General features: G+C 42.1%; 33 protein-coding genes and 1 pseudogene. 31 read left to right on the forward strand and 3 right to left on the reverse strand.

Translation table 11 applies throughout. The features are described from left to right. Nucleotides 1-21 precede the first annotated feature (21 nt). The 27 genes and pseudogenes from rpsN (at nucleotide 22) to MHB83_RS05815 (ending at nucleotide 16106) form a co-directional block, all read left to right on the forward strand. Entirely contained in the window at nucleotides 22-207 is a 186-nt protein-coding gene (gene rpsN / locus MHB83_RS05685; protein WP_008356542.1) for a 30S ribosomal protein S14, read from the forward strand. 31 nt (nucleotides 208-238) lie between these two features. Then, on the forward strand, nucleotides 239-637 hold the full coding sequence (gene rpsH / locus MHB83_RS05690) for a 30S ribosomal protein S8 (protein WP_003217040.1): 399 nt from the start codon (nucleotides 239-241) through the stop codon (nucleotides 635-637). A gap of 31 nt (nucleotides 638-668) precedes the next feature. Beyond that, complete coding sequence (gene rplF / locus MHB83_RS05695; RefSeq protein WP_003217186.1) at nucleotides 669-1205, forward strand: 50S ribosomal protein L6; 537 nt, start codon at nucleotides 669-671, stop codon at nucleotides 1203-1205. Between the two features lie 32 nt (nucleotides 1206-1237). Next, nucleotides 1238-1600: a 50S ribosomal protein L18 gene (rplR, locus tag MHB83_RS05700; RefSeq protein ID WP_003216951.1), complete on the forward strand. Its 363-nt coding sequence runs from the start codon at nucleotides 1238-1240 to the stop codon at nucleotides 1598-1600. 24 nt (nucleotides 1601-1624) lie between these two features. Next, a complete protein-coding gene (gene rpsE / locus MHB83_RS05705; RefSeq protein ID WP_003217179.1) occupies nucleotides 1625-2125 on the forward strand; it encodes a 30S ribosomal protein S5 in 501 nt (166 codons plus the stop codon). A 13-nt stretch (nucleotides 2126-2138) separates the two neighbouring features. Further along, nucleotides 2139-2321, forward strand: coding sequence for a 50S ribosomal protein L30 (gene rpmD / locus MHB83_RS05710; RefSeq protein ID WP_003217067.1), 183 nt, complete (start codon nucleotides 2139-2141; stop codon nucleotides 2319-2321). 30 nt (nucleotides 2322-2351) lie between these two features. Continuing rightward, entirely contained in the window at nucleotides 2352-2792 is a 441-nt protein-coding gene (gene rplO / locus MHB83_RS05715) for a 50S ribosomal protein L15 (protein ID WP_003216888.1), read from the forward strand. 1 nt (nucleotide 2793) lies between these two features. Beyond that, nucleotides 2794-4086: a preprotein translocase subunit SecY gene (gene secY / locus MHB83_RS05720; protein WP_012008710.1), complete on the forward strand. Its 1293-nt coding sequence runs from the start codon at nucleotides 2794-2796 to the stop codon at nucleotides 4084-4086. Between the two features lie 55 nt (nucleotides 4087-4141). Then, nucleotides 4142-4795 (forward strand): adenylate kinase, encoded by a 654-nt coding sequence (locus tag MHB83_RS05725; protein ID WP_253621931.1) that lies wholly within the window; start codon nucleotides 4142-4144, stop codon nucleotides 4793-4795. Continuing rightward, a complete protein-coding gene (gene map, locus MHB83_RS05730; protein ID WP_003217210.1) occupies nucleotides 4792-5538 on the forward strand; it encodes a type I methionyl aminopeptidase in 747 nt (248 codons plus the stop codon). The genes MHB83_RS05725 and map overlap by 4 nt, the downstream gene beginning before the upstream one ends. A 27-nt stretch (nucleotides 5539-5565) precedes the next feature. Then, a pseudogene (locus tag MHB83_RS05735) lies at nucleotides 5566-5873 on the forward strand (RNA-binding protein). Beyond that, complete coding sequence (gene infA / locus MHB83_RS05740) at nucleotides 5851-6069, forward strand: translation initiation factor IF-1 (protein ID WP_003217190.1); 219 nt, start codon at nucleotides 5851-5853, stop codon at nucleotides 6067-6069. The pseudogene MHB83_RS05735 and the gene infA overlap by 23 nt, the downstream one beginning before the upstream one ends. A gap of 31 nt (nucleotides 6070-6100) precedes the next feature. Then, complete coding sequence (gene rpmJ / locus MHB83_RS05745; protein ID WP_003156543.1) at nucleotides 6101-6214, forward strand: 50S ribosomal protein L36; 114 nt, start codon at nucleotides 6101-6103, stop codon at nucleotides 6212-6214. Between the two features lie 21 nt (nucleotides 6215-6235). Next, nucleotides 6236-6601, forward strand: a complete 366-nt coding sequence (gene rpsM / locus MHB83_RS05750; protein WP_003217023.1) for a 30S ribosomal protein S13 — start codon at nucleotides 6236-6238, stop codon at nucleotides 6599-6601. 20 nt (nucleotides 6602-6621) lie between these two features. Beyond that, nucleotides 6622-7017, forward strand: a complete 396-nt coding sequence (gene rpsK / locus MHB83_RS05755; protein ID WP_003217231.1) for a 30S ribosomal protein S11 — start codon at nucleotides 6622-6624, stop codon at nucleotides 7015-7017. A gap of 175 nt (nucleotides 7018-7192) precedes the next feature. Then, nucleotides 7193-8137 carry a DNA-directed RNA polymerase subunit alpha gene (locus tag MHB83_RS05760; protein WP_003217009.1) on the forward strand — a complete coding sequence of 315 codons (945 nt, stop codon included), beginning with the start codon at nucleotides 7193-7195 and terminating at the stop codon, nucleotides 8135-8137. 76 nt (nucleotides 8138-8213) lie between these two features. Then, complete coding sequence (gene rplQ / locus MHB83_RS05765; RefSeq protein ID WP_003216944.1) at nucleotides 8214-8576, forward strand: 50S ribosomal protein L17; 363 nt, start codon at nucleotides 8214-8216, stop codon at nucleotides 8574-8576. Between the two features lie 124 nt (nucleotides 8577-8700). Next, nucleotides 8701-9543, forward strand: a complete 843-nt coding sequence (locus MHB83_RS05770) for an energy-coupling factor ABC transporter ATP-binding protein (RefSeq protein WP_050945818.1) — start codon at nucleotides 8701-8703, stop codon at nucleotides 9541-9543. Then, nucleotides 9519-10388: an energy-coupling factor ABC transporter ATP-binding protein gene (locus MHB83_RS05775; protein WP_003216922.1), complete on the forward strand. Its 870-nt coding sequence runs from the start codon at nucleotides 9519-9521 to the stop codon at nucleotides 10386-10388. The genes MHB83_RS05770 and MHB83_RS05775 overlap by 25 nt, the downstream gene beginning before the upstream one ends. Then, entirely contained in the window at nucleotides 10385-11182 is a 798-nt protein-coding gene (locus MHB83_RS05780) for an energy-coupling factor transporter transmembrane protein EcfT (protein ID WP_044139647.1), read from the forward strand. The genes MHB83_RS05775 and MHB83_RS05780 overlap by 4 nt, the downstream gene beginning before the upstream one ends. An 11-nt stretch (nucleotides 11183-11193) precedes the next feature. Then, nucleotides 11194-11937 carry a tRNA pseudouridine(38-40) synthase TruA gene (gene truA / locus MHB83_RS05785; protein WP_342496711.1) on the forward strand — a complete coding sequence of 248 codons (744 nt, stop codon included), beginning with the start codon at nucleotides 11194-11196 and terminating at the stop codon, nucleotides 11935-11937. Nucleotides 11938-12103: 166 nt separating this feature from the next. Continuing rightward, nucleotides 12104-12541, forward strand: coding sequence for a 50S ribosomal protein L13 (rplM, locus tag MHB83_RS05790; protein ID WP_003217042.1), 438 nt, complete (start codon nucleotides 12104-12106; stop codon nucleotides 12539-12541). Between the two features lie 20 nt (nucleotides 12542-12561). After that, nucleotides 12562-12954 (forward strand): 30S ribosomal protein S9, encoded by a 393-nt coding sequence (gene rpsI / locus MHB83_RS05795; protein WP_003217273.1) that lies wholly within the window; start codon nucleotides 12562-12564, stop codon nucleotides 12952-12954. A gap of 189 nt (nucleotides 12955-13143) precedes the next feature. Continuing rightward, nucleotides 13144-13659 (forward strand): GNAT family protein, encoded by a 516-nt coding sequence (locus tag MHB83_RS05800; protein ID WP_253621928.1) that lies wholly within the window; start codon nucleotides 13144-13146, stop codon nucleotides 13657-13659. A gap of 98 nt (nucleotides 13660-13757) precedes the next feature. Continuing rightward, on the forward strand, nucleotides 13758-14504 hold the full coding sequence (locus tag MHB83_RS05805; protein ID WP_253621927.1) for an amidohydrolase family protein: 747 nt from the start codon (nucleotides 13758-13760) through the stop codon (nucleotides 14502-14504). 20 nt (nucleotides 14505-14524) lie between these two features. Then, entirely contained in the window at nucleotides 14525-14998 is a 474-nt protein-coding gene (locus MHB83_RS05810; RefSeq protein ID WP_253621926.1) for a GNAT family N-acetyltransferase, read from the forward strand. 109 nt (nucleotides 14999-15107) lie between these two features. After that, nucleotides 15108-16106 (forward strand): serine hydrolase, encoded by a 999-nt coding sequence (locus MHB83_RS05815; RefSeq protein WP_342496712.1) that lies wholly within the window; start codon nucleotides 15108-15110, stop codon nucleotides 16104-16106. Between the two features lie 40 nt (nucleotides 16107-16146). Here MHB83_RS05815 and MHB83_RS05820 read toward each other — a convergent pair whose 3' ends face one another. Beyond that, entirely contained in the window at nucleotides 16147-16716 is a 570-nt protein-coding gene (locus MHB83_RS05820; RefSeq protein ID WP_226804573.1) for a DUF4825 domain-containing protein, read from the reverse strand. Nucleotides 16717-16862: 146 nt separating this feature from the next. Between MHB83_RS05820 and MHB83_RS05825 the strand changes: the two genes are divergently transcribed. From MHB83_RS05825 to MHB83_RS05835, 3 genes are all read left to right on the forward strand, one after another. After that, on the forward strand, nucleotides 16863-17306 hold the full coding sequence (locus MHB83_RS05825) for a YbaK family protein (protein ID WP_050945810.1): 444 nt from the start codon (nucleotides 16863-16865) through the stop codon (nucleotides 17304-17306). Nucleotides 17307-17364: 58 nt separating this feature from the next. Then, nucleotides 17365-18078, forward strand: coding sequence for an N-acetylmuramoyl-L-alanine amidase CwlD (cwlD, locus tag MHB83_RS05830; protein ID WP_017359175.1), 714 nt, complete (start codon nucleotides 17365-17367; stop codon nucleotides 18076-18078). A gap of 103 nt (nucleotides 18079-18181) precedes the next feature. Next, nucleotides 18182-19240, forward strand: coding sequence for an Mrp/NBP35 family ATP-binding protein (locus MHB83_RS05835; protein ID WP_003217013.1), 1059 nt, complete (start codon nucleotides 18182-18184; stop codon nucleotides 19238-19240). 38 nt (nucleotides 19241-19278) lie between these two features. Here the strand turns inward: MHB83_RS05835 and gerD are convergent, their stop codons facing one another. Then, nucleotides 19279-19863 (reverse strand): spore germination lipoprotein GerD, encoded by a 585-nt coding sequence (gene gerD, locus MHB83_RS05840; protein WP_003217144.1) that lies wholly within the window; start codon nucleotides 19861-19863, stop codon nucleotides 19279-19281. Between the two features lie 90 nt (nucleotides 19864-19953). Here gerD and kbaA point away from each other — a divergent pair, with 90 nt between their 5' ends. Further along, nucleotides 19954-20556 (forward strand): KinB-signaling pathway activation protein, encoded by a 603-nt coding sequence (gene kbaA, locus MHB83_RS05845; RefSeq protein WP_003217204.1) that lies wholly within the window; start codon nucleotides 19954-19956, stop codon nucleotides 20554-20556. On the opposite strand, the gene pdaB is transcribed toward kbaA, so the two are convergent. After that, nucleotides 20549-21313, reverse strand: a complete 765-nt coding sequence (gene pdaB, locus MHB83_RS05850) for a polysaccharide deacetylase family sporulation protein PdaB (protein WP_050945808.1) — start codon at nucleotides 21311-21313, stop codon at nucleotides 20549-20551. The genes kbaA and pdaB overlap by 8 nt on opposite strands. Between the last annotated feature and the right edge of the window lie 261 nt (nucleotides 21314-21574).

Below are 21574 nucleotides of genomic sequence, written 5' to 3' on the forward strand. Positions count from 1 at the left end.
CAATGAAAGGGAGGCGAAATCGTGGCTAAAAAGTCTATGATTGCGAAACAACAACGCAAACAAAAGTTTAAAGTTCAAGAGTATACGCGCTGCGAACGTTGTGGACGTCCACATTCAGTAATTCGCAAGTTTAAACTTTGCCGTATTTGTTTCCGCGAACTTGCATATAAAGGACAAATTCCTGGCGTTAAAAAAGCCAGCTGGTAATCCCCATAAATGGGAAGGAGGTTATTAAATAATGGTTATGACAGATCCGATTGCAGATTTGCTGACTCGTATTCGCAATGCGAACATGGTACGTCATGAGAAGCTAGAAGTACCGGCTTCAAAAATCAAAAGAGAAATTGCTGAAATCTTAAAGCGTGAAGGTTTTATCCGTGACGTTGAATATGTAGAAGACAGCAAACAAGGAATTATCCGTATGTTCCTTAAATATGGCCAAAACAACGAACGTGTTATCACTGGTCTTAAAAGAATCAGTAAACCTGGTTTACGTGTATATGCGAAATCAAATGAAGTACCACGTGTACTTAACGGACTTGGAATCGCAATTATTTCTACATCACAAGGTGTTTTATCGGACAAAGAAGCCCGTGCTAAACAAGCTGGTGGAGAAGTACTTGCTTACGTATGGTAAAAAAAGTTTAAGATGAATGGAGGTGCTTGGTATGTCTCGTATAGGTAAAAAACTAATCGAGATCCCTTCAGGAGTTACTGTGACAAACAACGATAACACAGTGACAGTAAAGGGACCAAAAGGTGAACTAACTCGTACATTTCACCCTGATATGGAAATTAAAATTGAGGACAGCGTCTTAACTGTAAGCCGTCCGTCTGATCATAAAGAACACCGTGCATTACATGGTACAACACGTAGCTTAATTGCAAACATGGTTGAAGGTGTATCTAAAGGTTTCGAAAGAGGTTTAGAACTTATCGGTGTCGGTTACCGTGCAGCTAAATCTGGAAACAAACTTGTTCTTAACGTTGGATACTCTCATCCAGTTGAAATCGTTCCTGAGGCTGGAGTTGAAGTCGAAGTTCCATCTCAAACGAAAGTAGTCATTAAAGGTATCGATAAAGAGCGTGTGGGAGCTCTAGCTTCTAACATCCGCGCTGTCCGTTCTCCAGAGCCTTACAAAGGTAAAGGAATTCGTTACGAAGGTGAATTCGTTCGCCGTAAAGAAGGAAAAACTGGTAAGTAAGATCGCTTAATGTGAAGAAAGGAGTGACTCGGATGATTACGAAAACTAGCAAAAACGCTACTCGTCTTAAAAGACACGCTCGTGTTCGTGCGAAACTTTCAGGTACTGCTGAAAGACCTCGCCTTAACGTTTTCCGTTCTAACAAGAACATCTACGCTCAAGTAATTGATGATGTTAACGGTGTAACACTTGTAAGTGCTTCTACTCTTGATAAAGAGTTAAAGATCGAGAATAGTTCTGACGCTGCAGCTGCTACTAAAGTTGGCGAACTTGTTGCAAAACGTGCTGTTGAAAAAGGAATCTCTAACGTGGTATTTGACCGCGGAGGATACTTATATCATGGACGTGTAAAAGCTCTAGCTGAAGCTGCTCGTGAGGCTGGACTTAAATTTTAATAAAAGAAGGAGGGACACATCCGAATGAGTCGTATTGACCAAAGCAAATTAGAGTTAGAAGAACGCTTAGTTACGGTTAACCGCGTAGCGAAAGTTGTTAAAGGTGGACGTCGTTTCCGTTTTGCAGCTTTAGTTGTTGTCGGTGACAAAAACGGTCATGTAGGTTTCGGTACTGGTAAAGCACAAGAAGTACCAGAAGCGATCCGCAAAGCTGTTGAAGATGCGAAAAAGAATTTAATTGAAGTACCAATGGTTGGAACTACAATTCCACATGAAATCATCGGTCGATTCGGTGCAGGAAACGTTCTATTGAAGCCTGCTTCAGAAGGTACAGGAGTTATCGCTGGAGGCCCAGTGCGTGCGGTTCTTGAGCTTGCTGGTCTAGCTGATATCCTTTCTAAATCTCTAGGTTCTAATACACCGATCAACATGATCCGCGCAACACTTCAGGGTTTAAGTGAACTTAAACGTGCTGAAGACGTTGCGAAGCTTCGTGGAAAATCTGTAGAAGACCTGTTAGGATAAGGAGGGAACATTAATGGCAAATAAATTAGAAATTACCCTCAAACGCAGTGTAATCGGTCGCCCAGAAGATCAGCGTGTCACTGTTCGTACTCTTGGTCTTAAGAAAACAAACCAAACAGTCGTACATGAAGACAATGCAGCGATCCGCGGCATGATTAACAAGGTGTCTCATTTAGTTTCTGTTAAAGAACAATAAAACATTTTTAATCGATAAGGAGGTGCCCAAATGAAACTTCATGAATTGAAGCCTTCAGAAGGTTCACGTAAAGTACGCAACCGTGTTGGTCGTGGTATTGGATCAGGTAACGGTAAAACTTCTGGTAAAGGTCATAAAGGTCAAAACGCTCGTTCTGGCGGCGGTGTACGCCCTGGTTTCGAAGGTGGTCAGATGCCTTTATTCCAACGTCTTCCAAAACGTGGTTTTACAAACATCAACCGTAAAGATTACGCGGTAATCAACTTAGACAGATTAAACAGTTTTGACGAAGGAACGGAAGTAACTCCTGAACTTCTTCTAGAGACTGGTGCAATAAGCAAGTTAAAAGCAGGAGTAAAAATTCTTGGCAACGGTAAATTAGAAAAAAAATTAACTGTAAAAGCCAATAAATTCTCTGCTTCTGCGAAAGAAGCTATTGAAGCTGCTGGCGGTACAGCCGAGGTGATCTAACTTGTTTAAGACAATCTCCAATTTTATGCGCGTGAAAGATATACGGAATAAGATTATATTCACTCTTTTAATGTTAATCGTCTTTCGTATAGGTGCTTTCATCCCTGTGCCTAATGTGAACGCCGAAGTTCTCCAGGCACAGGATCAAATGAGTGTTTTCGGGATCCTCAACACGTTTGGGGGCGGGGCACTTTTCCAATTCTCCATTCTTGCAATGGGGATTATGCCGTATATCACCGCTTCGATCATCATTCAGCTCTTGCAGATGGATGTTGTTCCGAAGTTCACTGAGTGGTCAAAGCAAGGAGAGGTTGGCCGCCGAAAATTAGCACAATTCACAAGGTATTTTACAATTGTTCTAGGTTTTATCCAGGCGTTAGGAATGTCATATGGATTCAACAATATGGCAGGAGGCATGCTGATTGAAAACCCAGGTGTTTCAACGTACCTCTTAATTGCGGTCGTACTCACTGCGGGAACAGCATTTTTAATGTGGCTGGGAGAGCAGATTACTGCTCACGGTGTTGGTAACGGTATTTCGATTATTATCTTTGCCGGTATCATCGCAGGTATCCCTCAAACATTAAAACAAGTGTACGCTCAGCAGTTTGTAGGTGGAGATGGACAGTTGTTCATGCAAATCCTGAAAATTGCCCTTATTGTCATTGCTATTCTTGTCATTGTTATTGGTGTTATTTACATTCAAATGGCAGTGAGAAAGATTGCGATTCAATATTCAAAAGGAACTGGCCGTGCACAAATGTCTGCTAGTCAAGCAACGCATCTTCCATTGAAAGTGAATCCAGCAGGGGTGATTCCAGTCATCTTTGCCGTTTCTTTCATTATTACTCCGCAGACGGTCGCATCGTTCTTCGGAACCAATAATGTGACAACTTGGATAACCAACAACTTTGACTATACTAAGCCAATCGGTATGACGATTTATGTAGCACTGATTGTTGCTTTCACATATTTTTATGCCTTTGTCCAAGTGAATCCTGAACAAATGGCTGAAAATCTGCAAAAGCAGGGTGGCTATATCCCGGGAGTTCGTCCAGGGAAAATGACTCAAGATAGAATTACGAGCATTTTGTACCGACTCACGTTTGTGGGCGCCATTTTCTTAGCCGTGATTTCAATACTTCCTATCTTTTTCATTCAATTCGCTGGATTACCTTCCGCTGCACAAATTGGCGGCACAAGTCTTCTCATTGTTGTAGGTGTTGCACTTGAAACAATGAAACAGCTTGAAAGCCAATTAGTGAAACGAAACTACCGTGGATTTATGAAATAAAACAGAGGGCTGGGCTCCTGCCCAACCTCTCTAAGTAAGGAAGGGGAAATCCGAAATGAACTTAGTCTTAATGGGGCTTCCGGGTGCTGGTAAAGGCACTCAGGCAGAACGAATTGTTGATGATTATGGGATCCCTCATATCTCAACAGGAGATATGTTCCGCGCTGCTATGAAAGAGGAGACACAACTTGGGCTCGAAGCAAAATCCTTTATCGATAAAGGAGAGCTTGTTCCTGATGAGGTCACAATCGGTATTGTTAGAGAAAGACTTGGCAAAAATGATTGTGAACAAGGTTTTCTTCTGGACGGATTTCCGCGAACAGTCGCTCAGGCTGAAGCTTTAGAAGACATTCTAAAGGACCTTGGCAGAACGATTGATTATGTCATTAATATTAAAGTCGATAAAGATGCATTGATGGAGCGTCTGACTGGCCGAAGAATTTGCAAAAATTGCGGAGCAACCTATCATTTAGTATTCAATCCACCTGCGAAAGAAAATGTTTGCGATAAGTGTGGAGGCGAGCTTTATCAACGTGCAGATGATAATGCAGAAACCGTTTCGACTAGACTTGAAGTAAACTTAAAGCAGACTGAACCTTTACTGAACTTCTATTCAGAAAAAGGATATCTTGCAAACATTGATGGTGCAAAACACATTAATGATGTATATGCAGATATCAAGGGCCTGCTTGGGGGATTAAATAAATGATTATCTGTAAAACTCCTCGCGAGCTTGAGATTATGAGAGAAGCTGGACGCATTGTCGCACTGACTCATGAAGAGCTGAAGAAACACATAAAACCAGGTATTTCGACAAAAGAATTGGATCAAATTGCCGAACGTTTTATTACAAAGCAGGGTGCAATCCCATCTTTTAAAGGGTATAATGGTTTTCGCGGGAGCATTTGCGTTTCGGTGAATGAAGAACTCGTTCACGGTATTCCTGGTAAACGGGTTTTACGTGATGGTGACATCATTAGTATCGATATTGGCGCAAAGTTAAATGGCTATCATGGTGACTCTGCTTGGACTTATCCAGTTGGGGTAATCAGTGATGAAGACCGCAAACTACTGGAAGTCACAGAGGAATCTCTATATAAAGGCTTACAGGAAGCAAAGCCAGGTGAACGTCTGTCGAACATTTCCCATGCCATACAAACGTATGTAGAAAACGAGAATTTCTCAGTTGTTAGAGAATATGTTGGACATGGGGTCGGACAGGATCTTCATGAGGACCCTCAAATTCCTCATTATGGTCCGCCCAACAAAGGCCCGCGGCTAAAACCTGGAATGGTGTTGGCCATCGAACCGATGGTGAACGCAGGCAGCCGATATGTGAAAACATTGGCTGATAACTGGACGGTTGTAACGGTTGATGGGAAAAAGTGTGCTCACTTTGAGCATACGATTGCGATTACAGATACAGGTTTTGATATACTGACTAAGATTTAGGTCTTCACTGAAGCCTTTCAGGCCCAAATCGGGCAGGTTGTCTGTATAGTCCAAAGGAAAGAACAAGATCAGTATACAGGTGTCATCGGCATGTTCGGTGGCTGCCATGTACTAATCGCAGACGGAGAAAAGCGTAAATTTCATTCTCCTAAGAAAAAATATCAATCATATAACCTTTTATGGTTGCGTATCTCCGGAAGTTCAGAACAGTATATTCAAAACAGGTCGGGTGATAGATGGACAATTGAGATAAACTCATTTGGACATTTGTCAGAGAGCAAGTTACTGATTTGAAGAAGGGAGAACACTTGAATGGCGAAAGACGATGTAATTGAAGTGGAAGGTACTGTAGCAGAAACTTTGCCAAATGCAATGTTCAAAGTTGAACTAGAGAATGGTCATACAGTTTTGGCTCATGTATCAGGAAAAATCCGTATGCACTTCATTCGCATTTTACCTGGAGACAAAGTTACGGTAGAATTATCTCCATATGACTTAACTCGTGGTAGAATTACGTACCGTTACAAATAAAGCAACTCCGGAAGAAGGAGGTTGGAAACACATGAAAGTGAGACCATCTGTTAAACCTATCTGTGAAAAATGTAAAGTTATTCGCAGAAAAGGAAAAGTAATGGTGATCTGTGAAAACCCAAAACATAAACAAAAACAAGGCTAATAACAAGGAGGTGCCCAAATCATGGCTCGTATTGCTGGTGTAGATATTCCACGTGATAAACGTGTTGTCATTTCTTTAACATATGTTTTTGGAATTGGTCGTACGACTGCGCAACAAGTCCTTAAAGAAGCAGGTGTTTCTGAAGACACTCGCGTTCGCGATCTAACTGAAGACGAACTTGGTAAAATCCGTGATATCATTGACAAACTTAAAGTAGAAGGTGACCTTCGTCGTGAAGTTTCACTTAACATTAAGCGTCTAATTGAAATCGGAAGCTACCGCGGAATCCGTCATCGTAGAGGACTTCCTGTTCGTGGACAAAACACAAAAAACAACGCGCGTACTCGTAAAGGTCCGCGTCGTACTGTAGCTAACAAGAAAAAATAAGTAAAGGAGGTAGTTAAAGAATGGCTGCTGCTCGTAAACAAAATACGCGTAAACGTCGCGTGAAAAAGAATATTGAAGCTGGAATCGCTCATATTCGTTCCACTTTCAACAACACGATTGTAACGATTACTGATGTTCATGGAAACGCAATTTCTTGGTCAAGTGCTGGTGCATTAGGATTCAGAGGTTCTCGTAAATCTACTCCTTTCGCTGCACAAATGGCTGCTGAAACTGCTGCTAAAGGTTCTATCGAACATGGTCTTAAAACACTTGAAGTAACTGTTAAAGGTCCTGGTTCTGGTCGTGAAGCTGCAATTCGTGCACTTCAAGCTGCAGGTCTTGAAGTTACTGCAATCAGAGACGTAACTCCAGTTCCTCATAACGGATGCCGTCCACCAAAACGTCGCCGCGTGTAATTTGTTTGTATAGATTTTGTGTCCCTGTCAATAATGGGTTATGATACAGTTATTTATGAGACGAATACACGACTCGTTGCCTGAGCACATACGGGACTAAACAATGAGGAATTTCGGATGGAATCTCATATGATTCTATTCGAGGTTTCGACGTTTTGAAGGAGGGTTTTATTAGATGATCGAAATTGAAAAACCAAAAATCGAAACGGTTGAAATCAGCGACGATGCCAAGTATGGCAAGTTTGTCGTAGAGCCACTTGAGCGTGGATATGGTACCACTTTAGGGAACTCCCTTCGTCGTATCCTTTTATCCTCACTTCCTGGTGCAGCTGTAACATCGATCCAGATAGATGGTGTCTTACACGAATTCTCAACGATCGAAGGCGTGGTTGAAGATGTTACAACGATTATCTTAAACATTAAAAAGCTTGCACTCAAAATCTACTCTGAAGAAGAGAAGACGCTTGAAATTGATGTACAAGATGAAGGTACTGTAACAGCTGCTGATATTACACACGACAGCGATATTGAAATCTTAAATCCAGATCTCCACATCGCAACTCTTGGCAAGAATGCGAGCTTCCGTGTTCGCTTAACTGCACAAAGAGGTCGCGGGTATAATCCTGCTGATGCAAACAAAAGAGACGATCAGCCAATCGGTGTGATTCCGATCGACTCAATCTATACACCTGTCTCTCGTGTGACTTATCAAGTGGAGAACACCCGTGTTGGGCAAATCACAAACTATGATAAATTAACACTAGATGTATGGACTGATGGAAGCACAGGACCGAAAGAAGCGATCGCTCTAGGTTCTAAGATTTTAACTGAACACCTGAATATTTTCGTTGGGTTAACTGACGAAGCTCAGCATGCTGAGATTATGGTTGAGAAAGAAGAAGACCAAAAAGAAAAAGTGCTTGAAATGACAATTGAAGAGCTTGATCTTTCTGTTCGTTCTTACAACTGTTTGAAGCGTGCGGGTATTAATACTGTTCAAGAGCTTGCTAACAAGACAGAAGAGGATATGATGAAAGTTCGTAACCTTGGACGTAAATCTCTTGAAGAAGTGAAAGCGAAACTAGAAGAACTTGGACTGGGTCTTCGTAAAGACGATTGACTAGTTTCATTGTGAACTAGGATTTTCGTGTGTTTTTTATTCATACAGCATTCTCTAACTAAGGAGGGGACATCACATGGCATACAGAAAGCTAGGACGCACTAGTGCACAACGTAAAGCAATGCTTCGTGACCTAACGACTGATTTGATCATCAACGAACGCATCGAAACAACTGAAACACGTGCGAAAGAACTTCGCTCTGTAGTTGAAAAAATGATCACTCTTGGCAAACGCGGAGATCTTCATGCTCGCCGTCAAGCTGCAGCTTACATTCGTAATGAAGTAGCTAACGCTGAAACAAACCAAGATGCACTTCAAAAATTATTCGCTGACGTTGCAACTCGCTACGAAGATCGCCAAGGTGGATACACTCGTATCATGAAGCTTGGACCTCGTCGCGGCGATGGCGCACCAATGGCTGTCATTGAATTAGTTTAATCACATAGCGTGTATCTAAGAAAGGGCGGGACAGTTCATAACTGGATCTATGCCCTTTTTTAGATACTACGGCTTTTTAGCAAGAAGCAAAGAAGAGGTTGAGCTGAGAGGAGGTCCGGTAGAGATGGGGAAGACATTAATTGACGTAAAGGACATTGTATTTCGTTATCACAAGGATGCGGACAAGCCCGCTTTAGATCAAGTGTCATTGCATGTGAATCAAAATGAATGGCTCGCCATTGTTGGTCATAACGGTTCAGGTAAATCCACTCTTGCCCGTGTACTGAATGGGCTCATTTTACCGGATGCTGGAACGGTCAAGGTTGGAGAGATTGAGCTGAAAGAAGAGAGTGTCTGGGATATTCGCAAAAAGGTCGGAATGGTCTTTCAAAACCCAGATAACCAATTCGTTGGCTCAACGGTTCGTGATGATGTGGCTTTTGGTTTAGAAAATAACGGGGTTGAGCGGGAATTGATGATAGAACGTGTAGATTGGGCTGTCAAACAGGTCAATATGCAGGAGTTTCTTGATCAAGAGCCGCACCATCTATCAGGCGGGCAAAAGCAGAGAGTCGCCATTGCAGGTGTACTTGCCGCAAGCCCTGACATCATGATCTTGGATGAAGCAACATCGATGCTTGATCCGATTGGCCGTGAAGAAGTGTTAGAGACTGTTAGACTATTGAAGGAACAAGGAACGGTCACAGTCATTTCCATCACACATGATTTAGACGAGGCCGCCAAGGCAGACCGGGTCATTGTCATGAATGGCGGGAAAAAATTTGCCGAGGGAACCCCAGAGGAAGTATTTGAACTAGACGAAGAGCTAGTTCAAATTGGACTTGATCTGCCATTCTCCTATCGGTTGAGCAAACAATTGAAGCAGCAAGGTGTACCGCTTGCAAATGCCCATTTGACACAAGAAGGATTGGTGAAAGAGCTATGGACATTACGATCAAAGAATTAGAGCATCGTTATCAAATGAAAACGCCGTTTGAGCGTCTCGCTTTGTATGATGTCAATGCTTCCATCCAAGAGGGCAGCTATGTCGCTGTCATTGGTCATACGGGCTCTGGCAAGTCCACGTTGCTGCAGCATTTAAATGGCTTGCTCAAACCAACGAAGGGGAGCATTGCGCTTGGGGATACCATCTTACAAGCCAATAAAAAGCAGAAAGATTTAAAGTCACTTCGGAAAAAAGTAGGCATCGTGTTTCAGTTTCCTGAGCATCAGCTCTTTGAAGAAACGATCCTTAAGGATATCTGCTTTGGTCCGATGAATTTCGGTGTTCCTCAGGAAAAGGCAGAAGCAAAGGCGAAGGAAATGCTGAAGCTAGTTGGTCTTCCTGAATCGCTATTATCTCGATCTCCCTTTGAACTAAGCGGCGGTCAAATGAGACGTGTGGCGATTGCAGGTGTTCTAGCGATGGAGCCAGAAGTGCTTGTGCTGGATGAGCCGACTGCAGGGTTAGATCCACGCGGACGGAAGGAAATCATGGACATGTTCTATGAGCTTCATCAAAAGGCAAACCTCACCACGATTCTGGTTACACACAGTATGGAGGACGCCGCTCATTATGCGGATCAAATGATTGTGATGCATAAAGGAACGGTGAAGGCGACAGGTACGCCGAGAGAATTGTTTGCCAATCGTACAGACATGTCTTCGTTTGGTCTCGACCTCCCAGAAACGATTAAATTCCAGCAGACTGTAGAAAAAAAGCTGGGCATTACGTTTCCAAGGCCGCTTCTGACCATGGATGAAATGGCAGAAGCCTTAACAGCTCTTTATCAGGAGGACACGACATCATGATGGATAGTATGATTATCGGCAAATATGTGCCAGGTTCATCCTTTGTCCATCGTCTTGATCCAAGGACAAAGCTGTTATCAATTTTCTTTTTTGTCTTTATTGTCTTTTTTGCTAATAATTACATCACTTACGGGCTTTTAGGTGTCTTTACCCTCCTTGTGGTGATGGTTTCTCAGGTGCCGCTATACTTTATTCTCAAAGGAATGAAGCCGATCCTATGGATTGTCCTGTTTACCTTCATACTGCATATCTTCATGACAAAGGATGGCGCCTTGCTATTTCACTTTGGTTTTTTAAATATTTATGAAGAAGGTCTAAAGCAGGGGATTTTCATTTCTCTCCGTTTTGTCTATCTCATCATGATGACGACACTTCTGACGTTAACCACAACGCCTATAGAAGTGACAGACGGTATGGAAAAGCTGCTTCACCCATTCCGTAAAATCAAACTGCCCGTTCATGAGCTTGCTCTCATGATGTCCATCTCTCTTCGGTTCATTCCAACTTTACTAGAAGAGACAGACAAAATCATGAAGGCACAAATGGCAAGAGGTGTTGATTTTACAAGCGGACCTCTTAAAGATCGCATGAAAGCCATCGTTCCTTTACTTGTCCCGCTTTTTGTCAGTGCGTTTAAGCGTGCAGAGGAACTGGCGACCGCTATGGAAGCGAGAGGCTACCGCGGAGGAGAAGGGCGGACGAAATACCGTCAGCTTGTCTGGGGCATGAAAGACACGTTCACACTGCTCCTATTCATCCTGTTAACAGCACTCCTTGTGCTTCTGAGAAATTAGGTGATTCCTAGATGAAGGTCAAATGTACCGTATCCTACGATGGAACACATTTTAAAGGCTATCAGGTGCAGCCTGGGCAGCGAACTGTTCAGACGGAGATCGAGTCGGCTCTTGCAAGAATGCATAAACAGGATGAACTGATTCCGATTGTGGCTTCTGGCCGGACGGACAGTGGCGTCCATGCGAAGGGGCAGGTCATCCATTTCGACACGCCGCTCTCGATTCCGATGGAAAGATGGCCTTTTGCCCTCAACAGTCTCTTGCCGGATGACATCCGGGTTCTAAAGGCTGAGGAAGTGGATGAGTCGTTTCATGCACGTTTTAGTGTCGTTTCGAAGGAGTACCGTTATAAGGTCTCAACGGAAACGCACCAAAATGTGTTCACGAGACAGTATGCCTGCCACTTTCCTTACCGGCTGGATGCAGACAAAATGAGAGAAGCCGCTGGGCGCCTCATTGGCACACACGATTTCACAAGCTTTTGTGCGGCCAATACAGAGGTTCAGGACAAGGTGAGGGAGATTTACACCCTTGAGTGGAAAAACGTCTCAGACGGGCTTGAAATGCGTGTGAGAGGAAATGGCTTTTTATACAACATGGTGCGAATTATCGCTGGAACGTTACTTGAAATCGGATCTGGTAAATTCCACCCTGATGAGATAAAAACCATGCTTGCCGCCCGAAATCGCGAAGCGGCAGGCAAGACTGCGCCTAGTCACGGACTGTATTTATGGGAAGTTTTCTATGACAACTAAACCAGGTGTAACATGTTCTTGACACAGGAAGCAGAAAGTTATAAGATATCATATGGTATGTATTTCAACCCCACAAATAAGCCCCGGAAGACTTATCTTGTGTTTTGAAATAGAACGTAGCATTTGATTCAAGGAAAAATCATTGATTTATTTAGGAGGGAAACTCATGCGTACAACACCAATGGCGAACGCAAGCACAATTGAGCGCAAATGGCTAGTTGTTGATGCGGCAGGCAAGACTCTAGGTCGTCTTTCTACTGAAGTAGCATCACTTTTGCGCGGTAAGCACAAACCAACTTATACACCACACGTTGATACAGGTGATCACGTCATCATCATCAATGCTGAGAAAATCGAACTAACAGGTAAGAAATTGACGGACAAAATTTACTACCGTCACACAATGCACCCAGGTGGTTTGAAACAAAGAACTGCTCTTGAGATGCGTACAAACTACCCTGAAAAAATGTTGGAGCTTGCTATCAAAGGTATGCTTCCAAAGGGTCCATTAGGCCGTCAAATGTTCAAAAAATTAAATGTGTACCGTGGTTCTGAGCATCCACATCAAGCACAACAACCTGAAGTTTACGAACTTCGCGGTTAATTATAAGGGAGGTTAACAATTTGGCACAGGTTCAATATTACGGTACAGGTCGTCGTAAAAGTTCTGTAGCGCGCGTTCGCTTAGTTCCAGGTGAAGGCCGTATCGTCGTTAATAATCGTGAAATCACTGAATACATTCCATTCGCTGCTTTAATCGAAGACGTGAAACAGCCTTTGAACATCACAGAAACAGCTAACAGCTACGATGTTCTTGTAACTGTTCACGGTGGTGGATTCTCTGGTCAAGCTGGAGCAATTCGTCACGGTATCTCTCGTGCTCTTCTAGAAGTAGATCCTGAGTACCGTACATCACTTAAACGTGCTGGACTTCTTACTCGTGACCCTCGTATGAAAGAGCGTAAGAAATACGGTCTTAAAGGCGCACGTCGCGCACCTCAGTTCTCAAAACGTTAATCAATTTTATATTGTATGGACGTTTTACAAAGGTTTGTTACAAACAAACCTTATAAAAAAAGCATCAGCTTCGTGCTGGTGCTTTTTTTTGTGCTTTTTATGTGATAGATCATGACTGGTCTCTTCCTCTTGAATACGTATAAAATATGAGTATAGAAGTTTTTTGTTAAAAAAGATGGAGGTTGTCCTATGAATCTAACGACAGAAAGATGTCTCATTCGTCCATTTGCTGATGATGATTGGCAGGATGTCTATGCATATACATCTGATCCGGTAGTGATGAAGTATATTCCGGAAGATGTATTTTCTAAAGAAGATGCGAAGGAATTTGTCAAAAATAATCGTCATGAAGATGCTAAGTATGTCGCTGTCCTATTAAAAGAAGATCATACATGCATCGGGCATATCGCATTTCATCCTTACTTTGGTGATCACACGTATGAAATTGGCTGGGTCTTCAATCCTGTATATCAAAACAAAAGCTATGCATCTGAAGTAGCCTATGCTGTACTGCATCATGGCTTTCACACAATGAATTTACATCGGATCATTGCCACTTGTCAGCCTGAAAATGTGCCATCGTGGAGAGTGATGGAGAAAATAGGGATGAGAAGAGAAGGATATTTTGAAAAATGTATCCCACAAGGAAATGAGTGGTGGGATGAGTTTTACTATGCCATCTTAAGTGAGGAATGGAAAACTTGATAAGTTTTCATGATATGAAGTAATTCGTCATTCCAAATATCCCTTGGCTTTCGCTATTGATATAATCAGATCAAATAAGCAGAAGAGGGGCGCCAAGCATGAGGATCTTTGATGCACATTTTCATATCATTGATTTTGATTTTCCCATTCAAGAAAACCAAGGGTATACACCCTCTAGTTATGTGGTGAATGATTATAGGAGAGAGACGGCTGATCTGGGGATTGTAGGTGGAGCCATCGTCTCAGGGTCATTTCAAGGCTTTGATCAAGGCTATTTGTTGAAAGCGCTGGATGAACTGGGCTCAGCTTTTTGCGGTGTGACTCAATTACCTTCTACAGCAACTGATGATGAAATTGTTCATTTGGATCAACATGGGGTAAAGGCATTACGTTTTAATGTGAAGCGGGGCGGTTCGGAGGATATTTCGAATCTCGATTATTTTGCGAGAAGGGTGTATGAGCTGGCGGGCTGGCATAGTGAGCTCTACATAGACGCTAAGCATCTCCCTGACATCTCATCTACGCTTGAACAGCTGCCGGCCGTTTCGATTGATCATTTAGGCTTATCAGAAGAAGGCTTGCCGCATTTGCTCAAGCTGGTTGATAAAGGAGTTCGGGTAAAAGCAACTGGTTTTGGACGAGTCGATTTAAACGTTGAACATGCATTGACATCCATTTATCAAACGAATCCTGATGCACTGATGTTTGGTACAGACCTTCCATCCACAAGGGCGAAGCGTCCATTTGAATACGGTGATGTTGGGTTGATTCAGCAGCTCTTTGATGAAAAAGCAGCTGATCATATCTTATATAAGAACGCACATCAATGGTATTTTGGTCAATAATTTCATAGGAGGTGTGTTCAATGGGGTTAAGTCAACTGACGTTCAGAGAAGCCAAGCTGGATGATCTCGATAAAATCGTCTTCATGCTCGCGGATGATATGTTAGGTCAAAAAAGAGAGCGTTACACGCAACCATTGTTAGAAAGCTATATCGAAGCCTTTCATTCAATAGATGCTGATCCAAATATTGAACTCATTGTTGCGTGTGATCAGGAAGAAGCTGTAGGTGTTCTCCAATTGACCATGACGCCATTTCTTACACATCAAGGAGGATGGAGAGCTTCAATAGAAGGAGTTCGTACGGCCTCGTCTCATAGAGGGAAAGGAATTGGCACGCTGCTCATAAAATGGGCGATTCAACGCGCCATCGACCGCGGGTGTCATATCGTTCAGCTAACAACAGACAAACAGAGACCAGATGCACGCCGTTTTTACGAAAAGTTGGGCTTTGAAGCTACGCATGATGGGATGAAGCTGCAAGTTCATCGTCAATAAACACACAGAGAAGCAAAGGTATTCACAATCCTTTGTTTTTTGTGCCTTTATTTCAAATATTTGTTATATTGAAGATGAGAATCTATAGTGGTTGGGAAAGGAGAAACATTTGAATAAAACAAAGGAAGATCTTTTGACATTTGTCACGAAAAACAAAAAGGACGTATCAGTGACAATTATTGAAAATGAAGATGTGGTATTAGATTGGAATGGTGATCAAAAAACACCACTTGCAAGTACGATGAAATTAATGGTTTTGTTTCATTTTGTTAAAACCGTCTCTGGCGGTGACATCAAGCTAGATGAAAAAGTGGCATTGTCTGATATAGAGCGGTTTTATATTGATAGAACAGACGGTGGTGCTCATACATACTGGCTGGAGATCAACGATTTTTCTGAGCATGCAACTTTATTAGATGTTGCCAAAGGGATGATGCAAGTCAGTTCGAATGCTTGTACTGATTATTTGATTGACCGCCTCGGCTTAGATAAGATCAATGATCGAATGAAACAAGCGGACCTTACAGAACATGGTGAAGTCATGCCACTGACACCCAAGCTGTTGTGGCAAGCCTATATATCTGATCATGAGCGGGATGCATTCAAGCAAATGAGCGATGTAACTGATGGACAATACAAATCTCTGATGATTGAGATTTTTAATATCATGAAAAATGACCTAGAGCATAAAAAGGCGTTAGAAGAAAAATTGATGAAAAAAGACTTGTTAAGCTTGCGTATTCAATCATTACTGACGCAAAAAATGACAAGGTCTACAACTAATCAATATGCACATTTTATGAAACGTCTACAGGATGAGCTGTTAACAACAGAAGAAAAGCGTCTTTTTAGCCAAATTGTGCTGGGAGAAACATTCAAGGCGGAAACAGATCAATATCTTTGGTATAAAAGCGGAGCAACATTGTTTGTTTTCACAGCTGCTTTATATCGAAGAACAGATACATCCTCTATATCCATCTCTCTTTTTATCAATGATCCGAAAGCGAACAATTCTCACTGGATTGAGGAAGTATTCAATGAATTTATGCTTACTGCAGCAGTGGATCAAAACTTCCGACAACGATTGGTGCAGGCTTTGACTACATAATTATTAAAAAAAAACAGAGGGTAACACTCCTCTGTTTTTATTATTTCTTCATGGGAAACGTTTTGTATACATCTTGGCGTTTCTCTTTTGACTTCACAACTCCAACAACCAGTTCCTTCTGCCAAAGCGCTACATCGTCTTGATACTCTTTAAATGAGTGAGGCAGCTTTTTTTCTAGCTCTTGTCTTTTAAACGTGACGGATTGTTTGTCGTTAGAGTTCATCTTGAGTGTCACTTGCTCAGCATTATCGATAAGAATAAAAAGTGCCAATGCGTTATATAAGTAGTTTTTTTCAATGGTATCCTTCTTGTCAAACCAAAATGTATCAAATTGTTCTTCTGTATCATTGGCATTTTCTTTCACGCCATATGTCACTTTTAGCTCTTTTTCATCTACGATTTCATACTCACGAATCACGTTACCTGGAAGATCTGATAAAATAGCGCCAATTGCTCCGTTGTCTCCAATATAAGAATTTTTGTGCTTAGAAAGCTGTTTTAATGATATGTCTTCTATTCCTTTTATATCGCTCTTCTGCTCGGTCGCGTGACTGCTGCATCCAGATAAGACGACTGTTAGTAGCAGTAGGATATACATCCACTTCTTCATGAATTTTGCCCCTTTTCCATTCTTTCTATATATAAGTGTTCATCTTATCACAATTTTCCAATCCATTAGCTCATTGATTTCCATTTACTGAACTGCATGTTTTGTTCAAACCAACGAACAATACAAAGAAAAAAGGAGTTCAGTCCATGGCAGAGGTTCTTTCATTTTATCAATTGAAAACAAAACGAGATGTCACGCTTGAAAAGAAGCTGTTGCGTACATTGTCTCTTCAACAGGTGACGGTCGCTTCCGAGAAATTCACGAAGAAGCTGTTCCCATTTGCAGATGATCCAGCTGGGATTATGAGTGATGGCTGCATCGATTTCGCCATTGAAGCTTTTTTAGCAGGTGGGAGATACGGTGAGTCGAGCAAGTACGGTGAATCGTTCGATGATATAAAGAAGCGGTCAGTTCATGAAGAAGATGAGCTGGTTGAGGAGCTAGCGGGGTGTTTGCAATCGTGGGGAAATATGTTCCGAATGGAGCGGAAGATGTCGTGTCTGTATCCATTTGCGAAGGATTTTTTAAGCATGTGGTGGCAGGAAGGCTTTCGGGAATCAGAAAAAAGGCATAAGCTTCGGCTGCATTAAGCATATTTCCAGTCCTTGTCCCATATCTATAAAATAATGGTGTATGGGAGGGACAGGGATGAAAAGAAAGCTGAAATGGACAGGGTTTTTAATCGGGTTTATTGTCCTCTTATTCTTATTCAGGTTTCAATTTCTAAATGATGATTCGTGGAAATCGTGGAACTTGCCTCTGAGCGGCAAGATCATCTATTTAGATCCGGGTCATGGCGGTCCAGATGGCGGGGCTGTAGGAGGAGAGCTGCTTGAAAAAGAGATTGCACTGGATGTATCCATGAAGATACGTGACTATTTGCAGGAGCAGGGAGCGCTTGTTCTCATGACCCGCGAGGATGATTCTGATTTATCATCAAAGAACACAAAGGGATATGCCCGGAAGAAAGCGGAAGATTTAAGAAACCGCGTAAAAGTCATCAATGAGTCTGAAGCGGATCTCTATTTAAGTATTCATTTAAATGCGATCCCATCGAACAAATGGAGCGGCGCGCAGACGTTTTTTTACGGAAAGTATGAAGAGAATGAAAAGGCAGCGAAGTTCATACAAGATGAATTACGCAATAATCTTGAAAACACAGATCGAAAGGCGAAGCGGATCAATGGCATTTATTTAATGCAAAATGTGACAAAGCCAGGAGCTCTTGTGGAGATTGGGTTTCTCTCCAATCCGAAAGAGGCCGGTCAGCTGGCAACACCTAAATATCAAGATCAAATAGCCGCCTCCATTTATAAAGGCATTTTAAGATATTTAACAGAGCAAAAAGAGCCGCCTGAATAAGGGGCTTTTTCCTTTTGAACGCAGGCAAACAGGACAGACATTGTAAGGATATGTATGATATACTTGGATTGTAAACGAATTCAATAAAGGGTGAGGTTCTGCTATGATCGGACAAGATGATGTGAGAAAACTAGTTGGGAAGATGGACGAACCTTTCCTTCATATACCGCTTGGTGAGCTGGATGCCATCAAGGAAATCAGCCTAAAGCCTGAAAAAGAACATGTGAGCTTAAAGGTGGCCATTGCCAAAACGGGTACTGCTGAGCAGATGAAGCTGCAGCAAGACATCGTACAAGCCTTGAAAGCAGAGGGTGCTAACACAGTAGGACTTCGTTTTGAAGAACTGCCTCAGGAAACACTTGAAAGGTTTATGCCTTCACAAGATGAGGAAGAAAACCTGCTCAATTCTAAAAATCCGCCTGAGTTCTTAGCGATAGCGAGCGGAAAGGGCGGCGTTGGGAAATCCACCGTGTCTGTTAACCTTGCTGTAGCGCTGGCTCGTCTAGGGAAAAAAGTCGGACTGATTGATGCAGATATTTATGGCTTTAGTGTACCGGATATGATGGGAATCACCGTCAGACCAACGGTTAAAGGGGAAAAAATTATTCCTGTGGAACGCTTTGGTGTCAAAGTGATTTCAATGGGCTTTTTTGTTGAAGAAAATGCACCGGTCATATGGAGAGGACCGATGCTTGGTAAAATGCTAAATAACTTCTTCCACGAAGTCGAGTGGGGAGAATTAGATTACTTACTATTAGACCTTCCGCCTGGAACGGGAGATGTGGCGCTTGATATTCATACAATGCTTCCAAGCTGTAAAGAAATCATTGTCACAACACCGCATCCTACAGCTGCCTTCGTTGCTGCTAGAGCAGGCGCAATGGCACTGCAAACAGATCACGAAGTGCTAGGGGTCGTTGAGAATATGAGCTATTATGAAAGCAAAAAAACAGGTGAGAAAGAACATGTCTTTGGAAAAGGGGGCGGGGACAAGCTGGCAGAAGAACTGCGTGTATCGGTCCTTGGCCAAATTCCTTTAAGACAGCCTGATTGGAATGAAGAGGATTTTGCTCCATCCGTCTATGATGCGAGTCATCCGACAGGAGAAGTGTATCAACACATTGCGAATAAAGTCATTGAACAATTAGCAGTAAAAGCATAATGAAAGCCCGAGTGGATGTATGTCCACTCGGGTGATGTTTAACTGCCGCTTTCTTCGCTGCCTTTTGATCCGGAATCACTGCTTTCAGATGCTGCTTTTTTAAGCTCATCTTCGAATTTCTTCTTATAAAGAGGACTGCTTAATGTTTCCGTAATAACTTTTTCTAAGTGCTTTCTGAACTCTTTGCTTTTCACCAGTTCACCGTATTTCTTTTCCATTTCAGGATCCTTGAGAATATCCATCATCAATTGCTGATAGTCAGGGTCCTTCATTAACTGTTTTAACATCTTTTCATGCTGTTGCTGCATGGATTTTGCGAAAGTCTCGGCAAATTTAGAATCCTCAAAGACCTTCTTCCAGAACTCTTTGCCTTTATCAGAAGTCAGTGTTTTCTCTATCGTTTTTTTCACAGTTTGTTCATCCATTACCAAAGCTTCATTCATTGCCTCGTCATTTAATAACTGTTGAATGGCCTTTTTACCGTCATCTGTCTTCAATATATCGACGACCATTTTCTTTGTTTCGTCATAGTCCATATTAGATGAGGATTGGGTTTTGGGAGCACAAGCTGTTAGAGATAAAAGGAGAAAACAGCTCATTATACGCAAGATGCCTTTTGACATACTGTGGCTCCTTTCGTTACATGTCTTACTTTTAATATGAATGTTTCACGTGAATTTATACATAACAAAAATAGGGGTTGGGTCAATTCAATGAAAAGTCGGGATTTAGTTCGTTTTTTCTTCTCTGTGCTAGCTGTTGGAGCGGTCATTACAAGCGTGGTAGGCTTTGCGCTGGAGTGGGGGAAATATCAGAAGCTTTTTATATCGTTTGAAATACTAGAAATCGCATCTGTGTTATTTTGGTTCATTGGTGTGGGGATGATTTTTAGTGTCATTAGTCAGATGGGGTTTGTTGTCTTTTTGACGGTGCACCGGTTTGCGCTAGAGATATTCCGGTCACATTCTTTATGGAATACCATTCAGCTGTTTCTGGTGATCTTTGTGCTGTTTGATTTAGCTTACTTGCGATTTTTGTTTTTCGGGGAGAATGAATCATTTCTTCCATACCTATGGCTGCCTGTCTTTATCGGTGTGTTCGCATTGATCGTGGCGTACTTTAAACAGCAGCAGTCCTCTAAGAAAACATTTGTTTCCGCAATGTTTCTCATGGTCGTCATCACGTCGCTAGAATGGTTCCCAGCGCTCAGAGTCAATGAAGAGGACTGGCTGTATTTAATGCTATTCCCGCTATTAGGCTGTAATGCGTTTCAGTTATTAGCTATGCCGCGGTTTTCAAAGGCAAAAGCTACTTAACTTCCGATGACCTTGTTTTGGTATTGGAGATCAGTTCGCCAACCGTCACATTCTTTAAATTCTTTTCTTTGATTTGTTTCAAAATAGCTGGTAAGGCTTGAGCGGTTTGGGTTGCTGAATCTGAGGCATGGAGGAGAACAATGTCTCCGCTTTTCATTCGATCATTTACATTCTGAACAATCTGATCGACGCCTGGATTCAGCCAATCCTGTGAATTGACGCTGTAATGGACAACGGTATAACCGTACTGTGTGGCAATTTTTAAAGCTTTTTCGTTAAATTGCCCAGTTGGCGGTCTTAATAGTTGAATGTCATCTAGTCCAAGCTTTTGAAATGAATTTTGTGCCCGGACAAGATCTTGCTTGATTTCACTATCTTCAAGCTGGCTATAATTTTTATAAGCATAGCCAAGGCTGCCGATTTGGTGACCGTCCTCTCTAATTTGTTTGACGATATCAGGATGACGCTCAGCCCAAGAAGCAGACAGAAAGAAAGTAGCGTTCTTTATATCGTACTCTCGAAGGACATTTAAAATAGGAACTGCCTTCTCATCTCCCCAGCCGATATTAAAAGTAAGGGAGACATGTTTTGAGGAAGTCTCGCCTTTATAAATGGCTCGGGGTCCGTGTTCTGTTTTAAATACCGACAGCGGCGGTGCCTTTTGTACATAAAAAAAGGTTGCAGCTGCAAGGGCTGCTACAAGAATAATGACAATTTGCTTCAGCCGTTTAATAGGCAACACATATAATCGACTCAATTCAAACACTCCTGCCTTGTCCGAGATTGTTACTTGATTGTATGCAGGACAAGGGTTTGAGATGCACGATAAAACTATTTCAAAAAAAGTTTTGAAAAGGCGTTGACCAATAGAAAGTTTTCGTGATATATTATTATTCGTCGCTGACACACTGTGACAAACACAAAACGCTTCGGGAAATAAACTTGAAAAAAGTTGTTGACATAAGATGAAGCGAAATGTTATATTATTAAAGCCGCTAAGAACGGCGAAGATGATCTT

The organism is Bacillus sp. FSL K6-3149, from assembly GCF_038630515.1.
Classification (GTDB): Bacteria; Bacillota; Bacilli; order Bacillales; family Bacillaceae; genus Bacillus; species Bacillus pumilus.

Bases quoted from the DNA above. Each gene is read 5' to 3' on its own strand.
- rpsH (WP_003217040.1), top strand. From the start codon at position 239: ATGGTTATGACAGATCCGATTGCAGATTTGCTGACTCGTATTCGCAAT.
- rplF (WP_003217186.1), top strand. From the start codon at position 669: ATGTCTCGTATAGGTAAAAAACTAATCGAGATCCCTTCAGGAGTTACT.
- rplR (WP_003216951.1), top strand. From the start codon at position 1,238: ATGATTACGAAAACTAGCAAAAACGCTACTCGTCTTAAAAGACACGCT.
- rpsE (WP_003217179.1), top strand. From the start codon at position 1,625: ATGAGTCGTATTGACCAAAGCAAATTAGAGTTAGAAGAACGCTTAGTT.
- rpmD (WP_003217067.1), top strand. From the start codon at position 2,139: ATGGCAAATAAATTAGAAATTACCCTCAAACGCAGTGTAATCGGTCGC.
- rplO (WP_003216888.1), top strand. From the start codon at position 2,352: ATGAAACTTCATGAATTGAAGCCTTCAGAAGGTTCACGTAAAGTACGC.
- MHB83_RS05725 (WP_253621931.1), top strand. From the start codon at position 4,142: ATGAACTTAGTCTTAATGGGGCTTCCGGGTGCTGGTAAAGGCACTCAG.
- map (WP_003217210.1), top strand. From the start codon at position 4,792: ATGATTATCTGTAAAACTCCTCGCGAGCTTGAGATTATGAGAGAAGCT.
- infA (WP_003217190.1), top strand. From the start codon at position 5,851: ATGGCGAAAGACGATGTAATTGAAGTGGAAGGTACTGTAGCAGAAACT.
- rpmJ (WP_003156543.1), top strand. From the start codon at position 6,101: ATGAAAGTGAGACCATCTGTTAAACCTATCTGTGAAAAATGTAAAGTT.
- rpsM (WP_003217023.1), top strand. From the start codon at position 6,236: ATGGCTCGTATTGCTGGTGTAGATATTCCACGTGATAAACGTGTTGTC.
- rpsK (WP_003217231.1), top strand. From the start codon at position 6,622: ATGGCTGCTGCTCGTAAACAAAATACGCGTAAACGTCGCGTGAAAAAG.
- MHB83_RS05760 (WP_003217009.1), top strand. From the start codon at position 7,193: ATGATCGAAATTGAAAAACCAAAAATCGAAACGGTTGAAATCAGCGAC.
- rplQ (WP_003216944.1), top strand. From the start codon at position 8,214: ATGGCATACAGAAAGCTAGGACGCACTAGTGCACAACGTAAAGCAATG.
- MHB83_RS05770 (WP_050945818.1), top strand. From the start codon at position 8,701: ATGGGGAAGACATTAATTGACGTAAAGGACATTGTATTTCGTTATCAC.
- MHB83_RS05775 (WP_003216922.1), top strand. From the start codon at position 9,519: ATGGACATTACGATCAAAGAATTAGAGCATCGTTATCAAATGAAAACG.
- MHB83_RS05780 (WP_044139647.1), top strand. From the start codon at position 10,385: ATGATGGATAGTATGATTATCGGCAAATATGTGCCAGGTTCATCCTTT.
- truA (WP_342496711.1), top strand. From the start codon at position 11,194: ATGAAGGTCAAATGTACCGTATCCTACGATGGAACACATTTTAAAGGC.
- rplM (WP_003217042.1), top strand. From the start codon at position 12,104: ATGCGTACAACACCAATGGCGAACGCAAGCACAATTGAGCGCAAATGG.
- MHB83_RS05800 (WP_253621928.1), top strand. From the start codon at position 13,144: ATGAATCTAACGACAGAAAGATGTCTCATTCGTCCATTTGCTGATGAT.
- MHB83_RS05805 (WP_253621927.1), top strand. From the start codon at position 13,758: ATGAGGATCTTTGATGCACATTTTCATATCATTGATTTTGATTTTCCC.
- MHB83_RS05810 (WP_253621926.1), top strand. From the start codon at position 14,525: ATGGGGTTAAGTCAACTGACGTTCAGAGAAGCCAAGCTGGATGATCTC.
- MHB83_RS05820 (WP_226804573.1), bottom strand. From the start codon at position 16,716: ATGAAGAAGTGGATGTATATCCTACTGCTACTAACAGTCGTCTTATCT.
- MHB83_RS05825 (WP_050945810.1), top strand. From the start codon at position 16,863: ATGGCAGAGGTTCTTTCATTTTATCAATTGAAAACAAAACGAGATGTC.
- cwlD (WP_017359175.1), top strand. From the start codon at position 17,365: ATGAAAAGAAAGCTGAAATGGACAGGGTTTTTAATCGGGTTTATTGTC.
- MHB83_RS05835 (WP_003217013.1), top strand. From the start codon at position 18,182: ATGATCGGACAAGATGATGTGAGAAAACTAGTTGGGAAGATGGACGAA.
- gerD (WP_003217144.1), bottom strand. From the start codon at position 19,863: ATGTCAAAAGGCATCTTGCGTATAATGAGCTGTTTTCTCCTTTTATCT.
- kbaA (WP_003217204.1), top strand. From the start codon at position 19,954: ATGAAAAGTCGGGATTTAGTTCGTTTTTTCTTCTCTGTGCTAGCTGTT.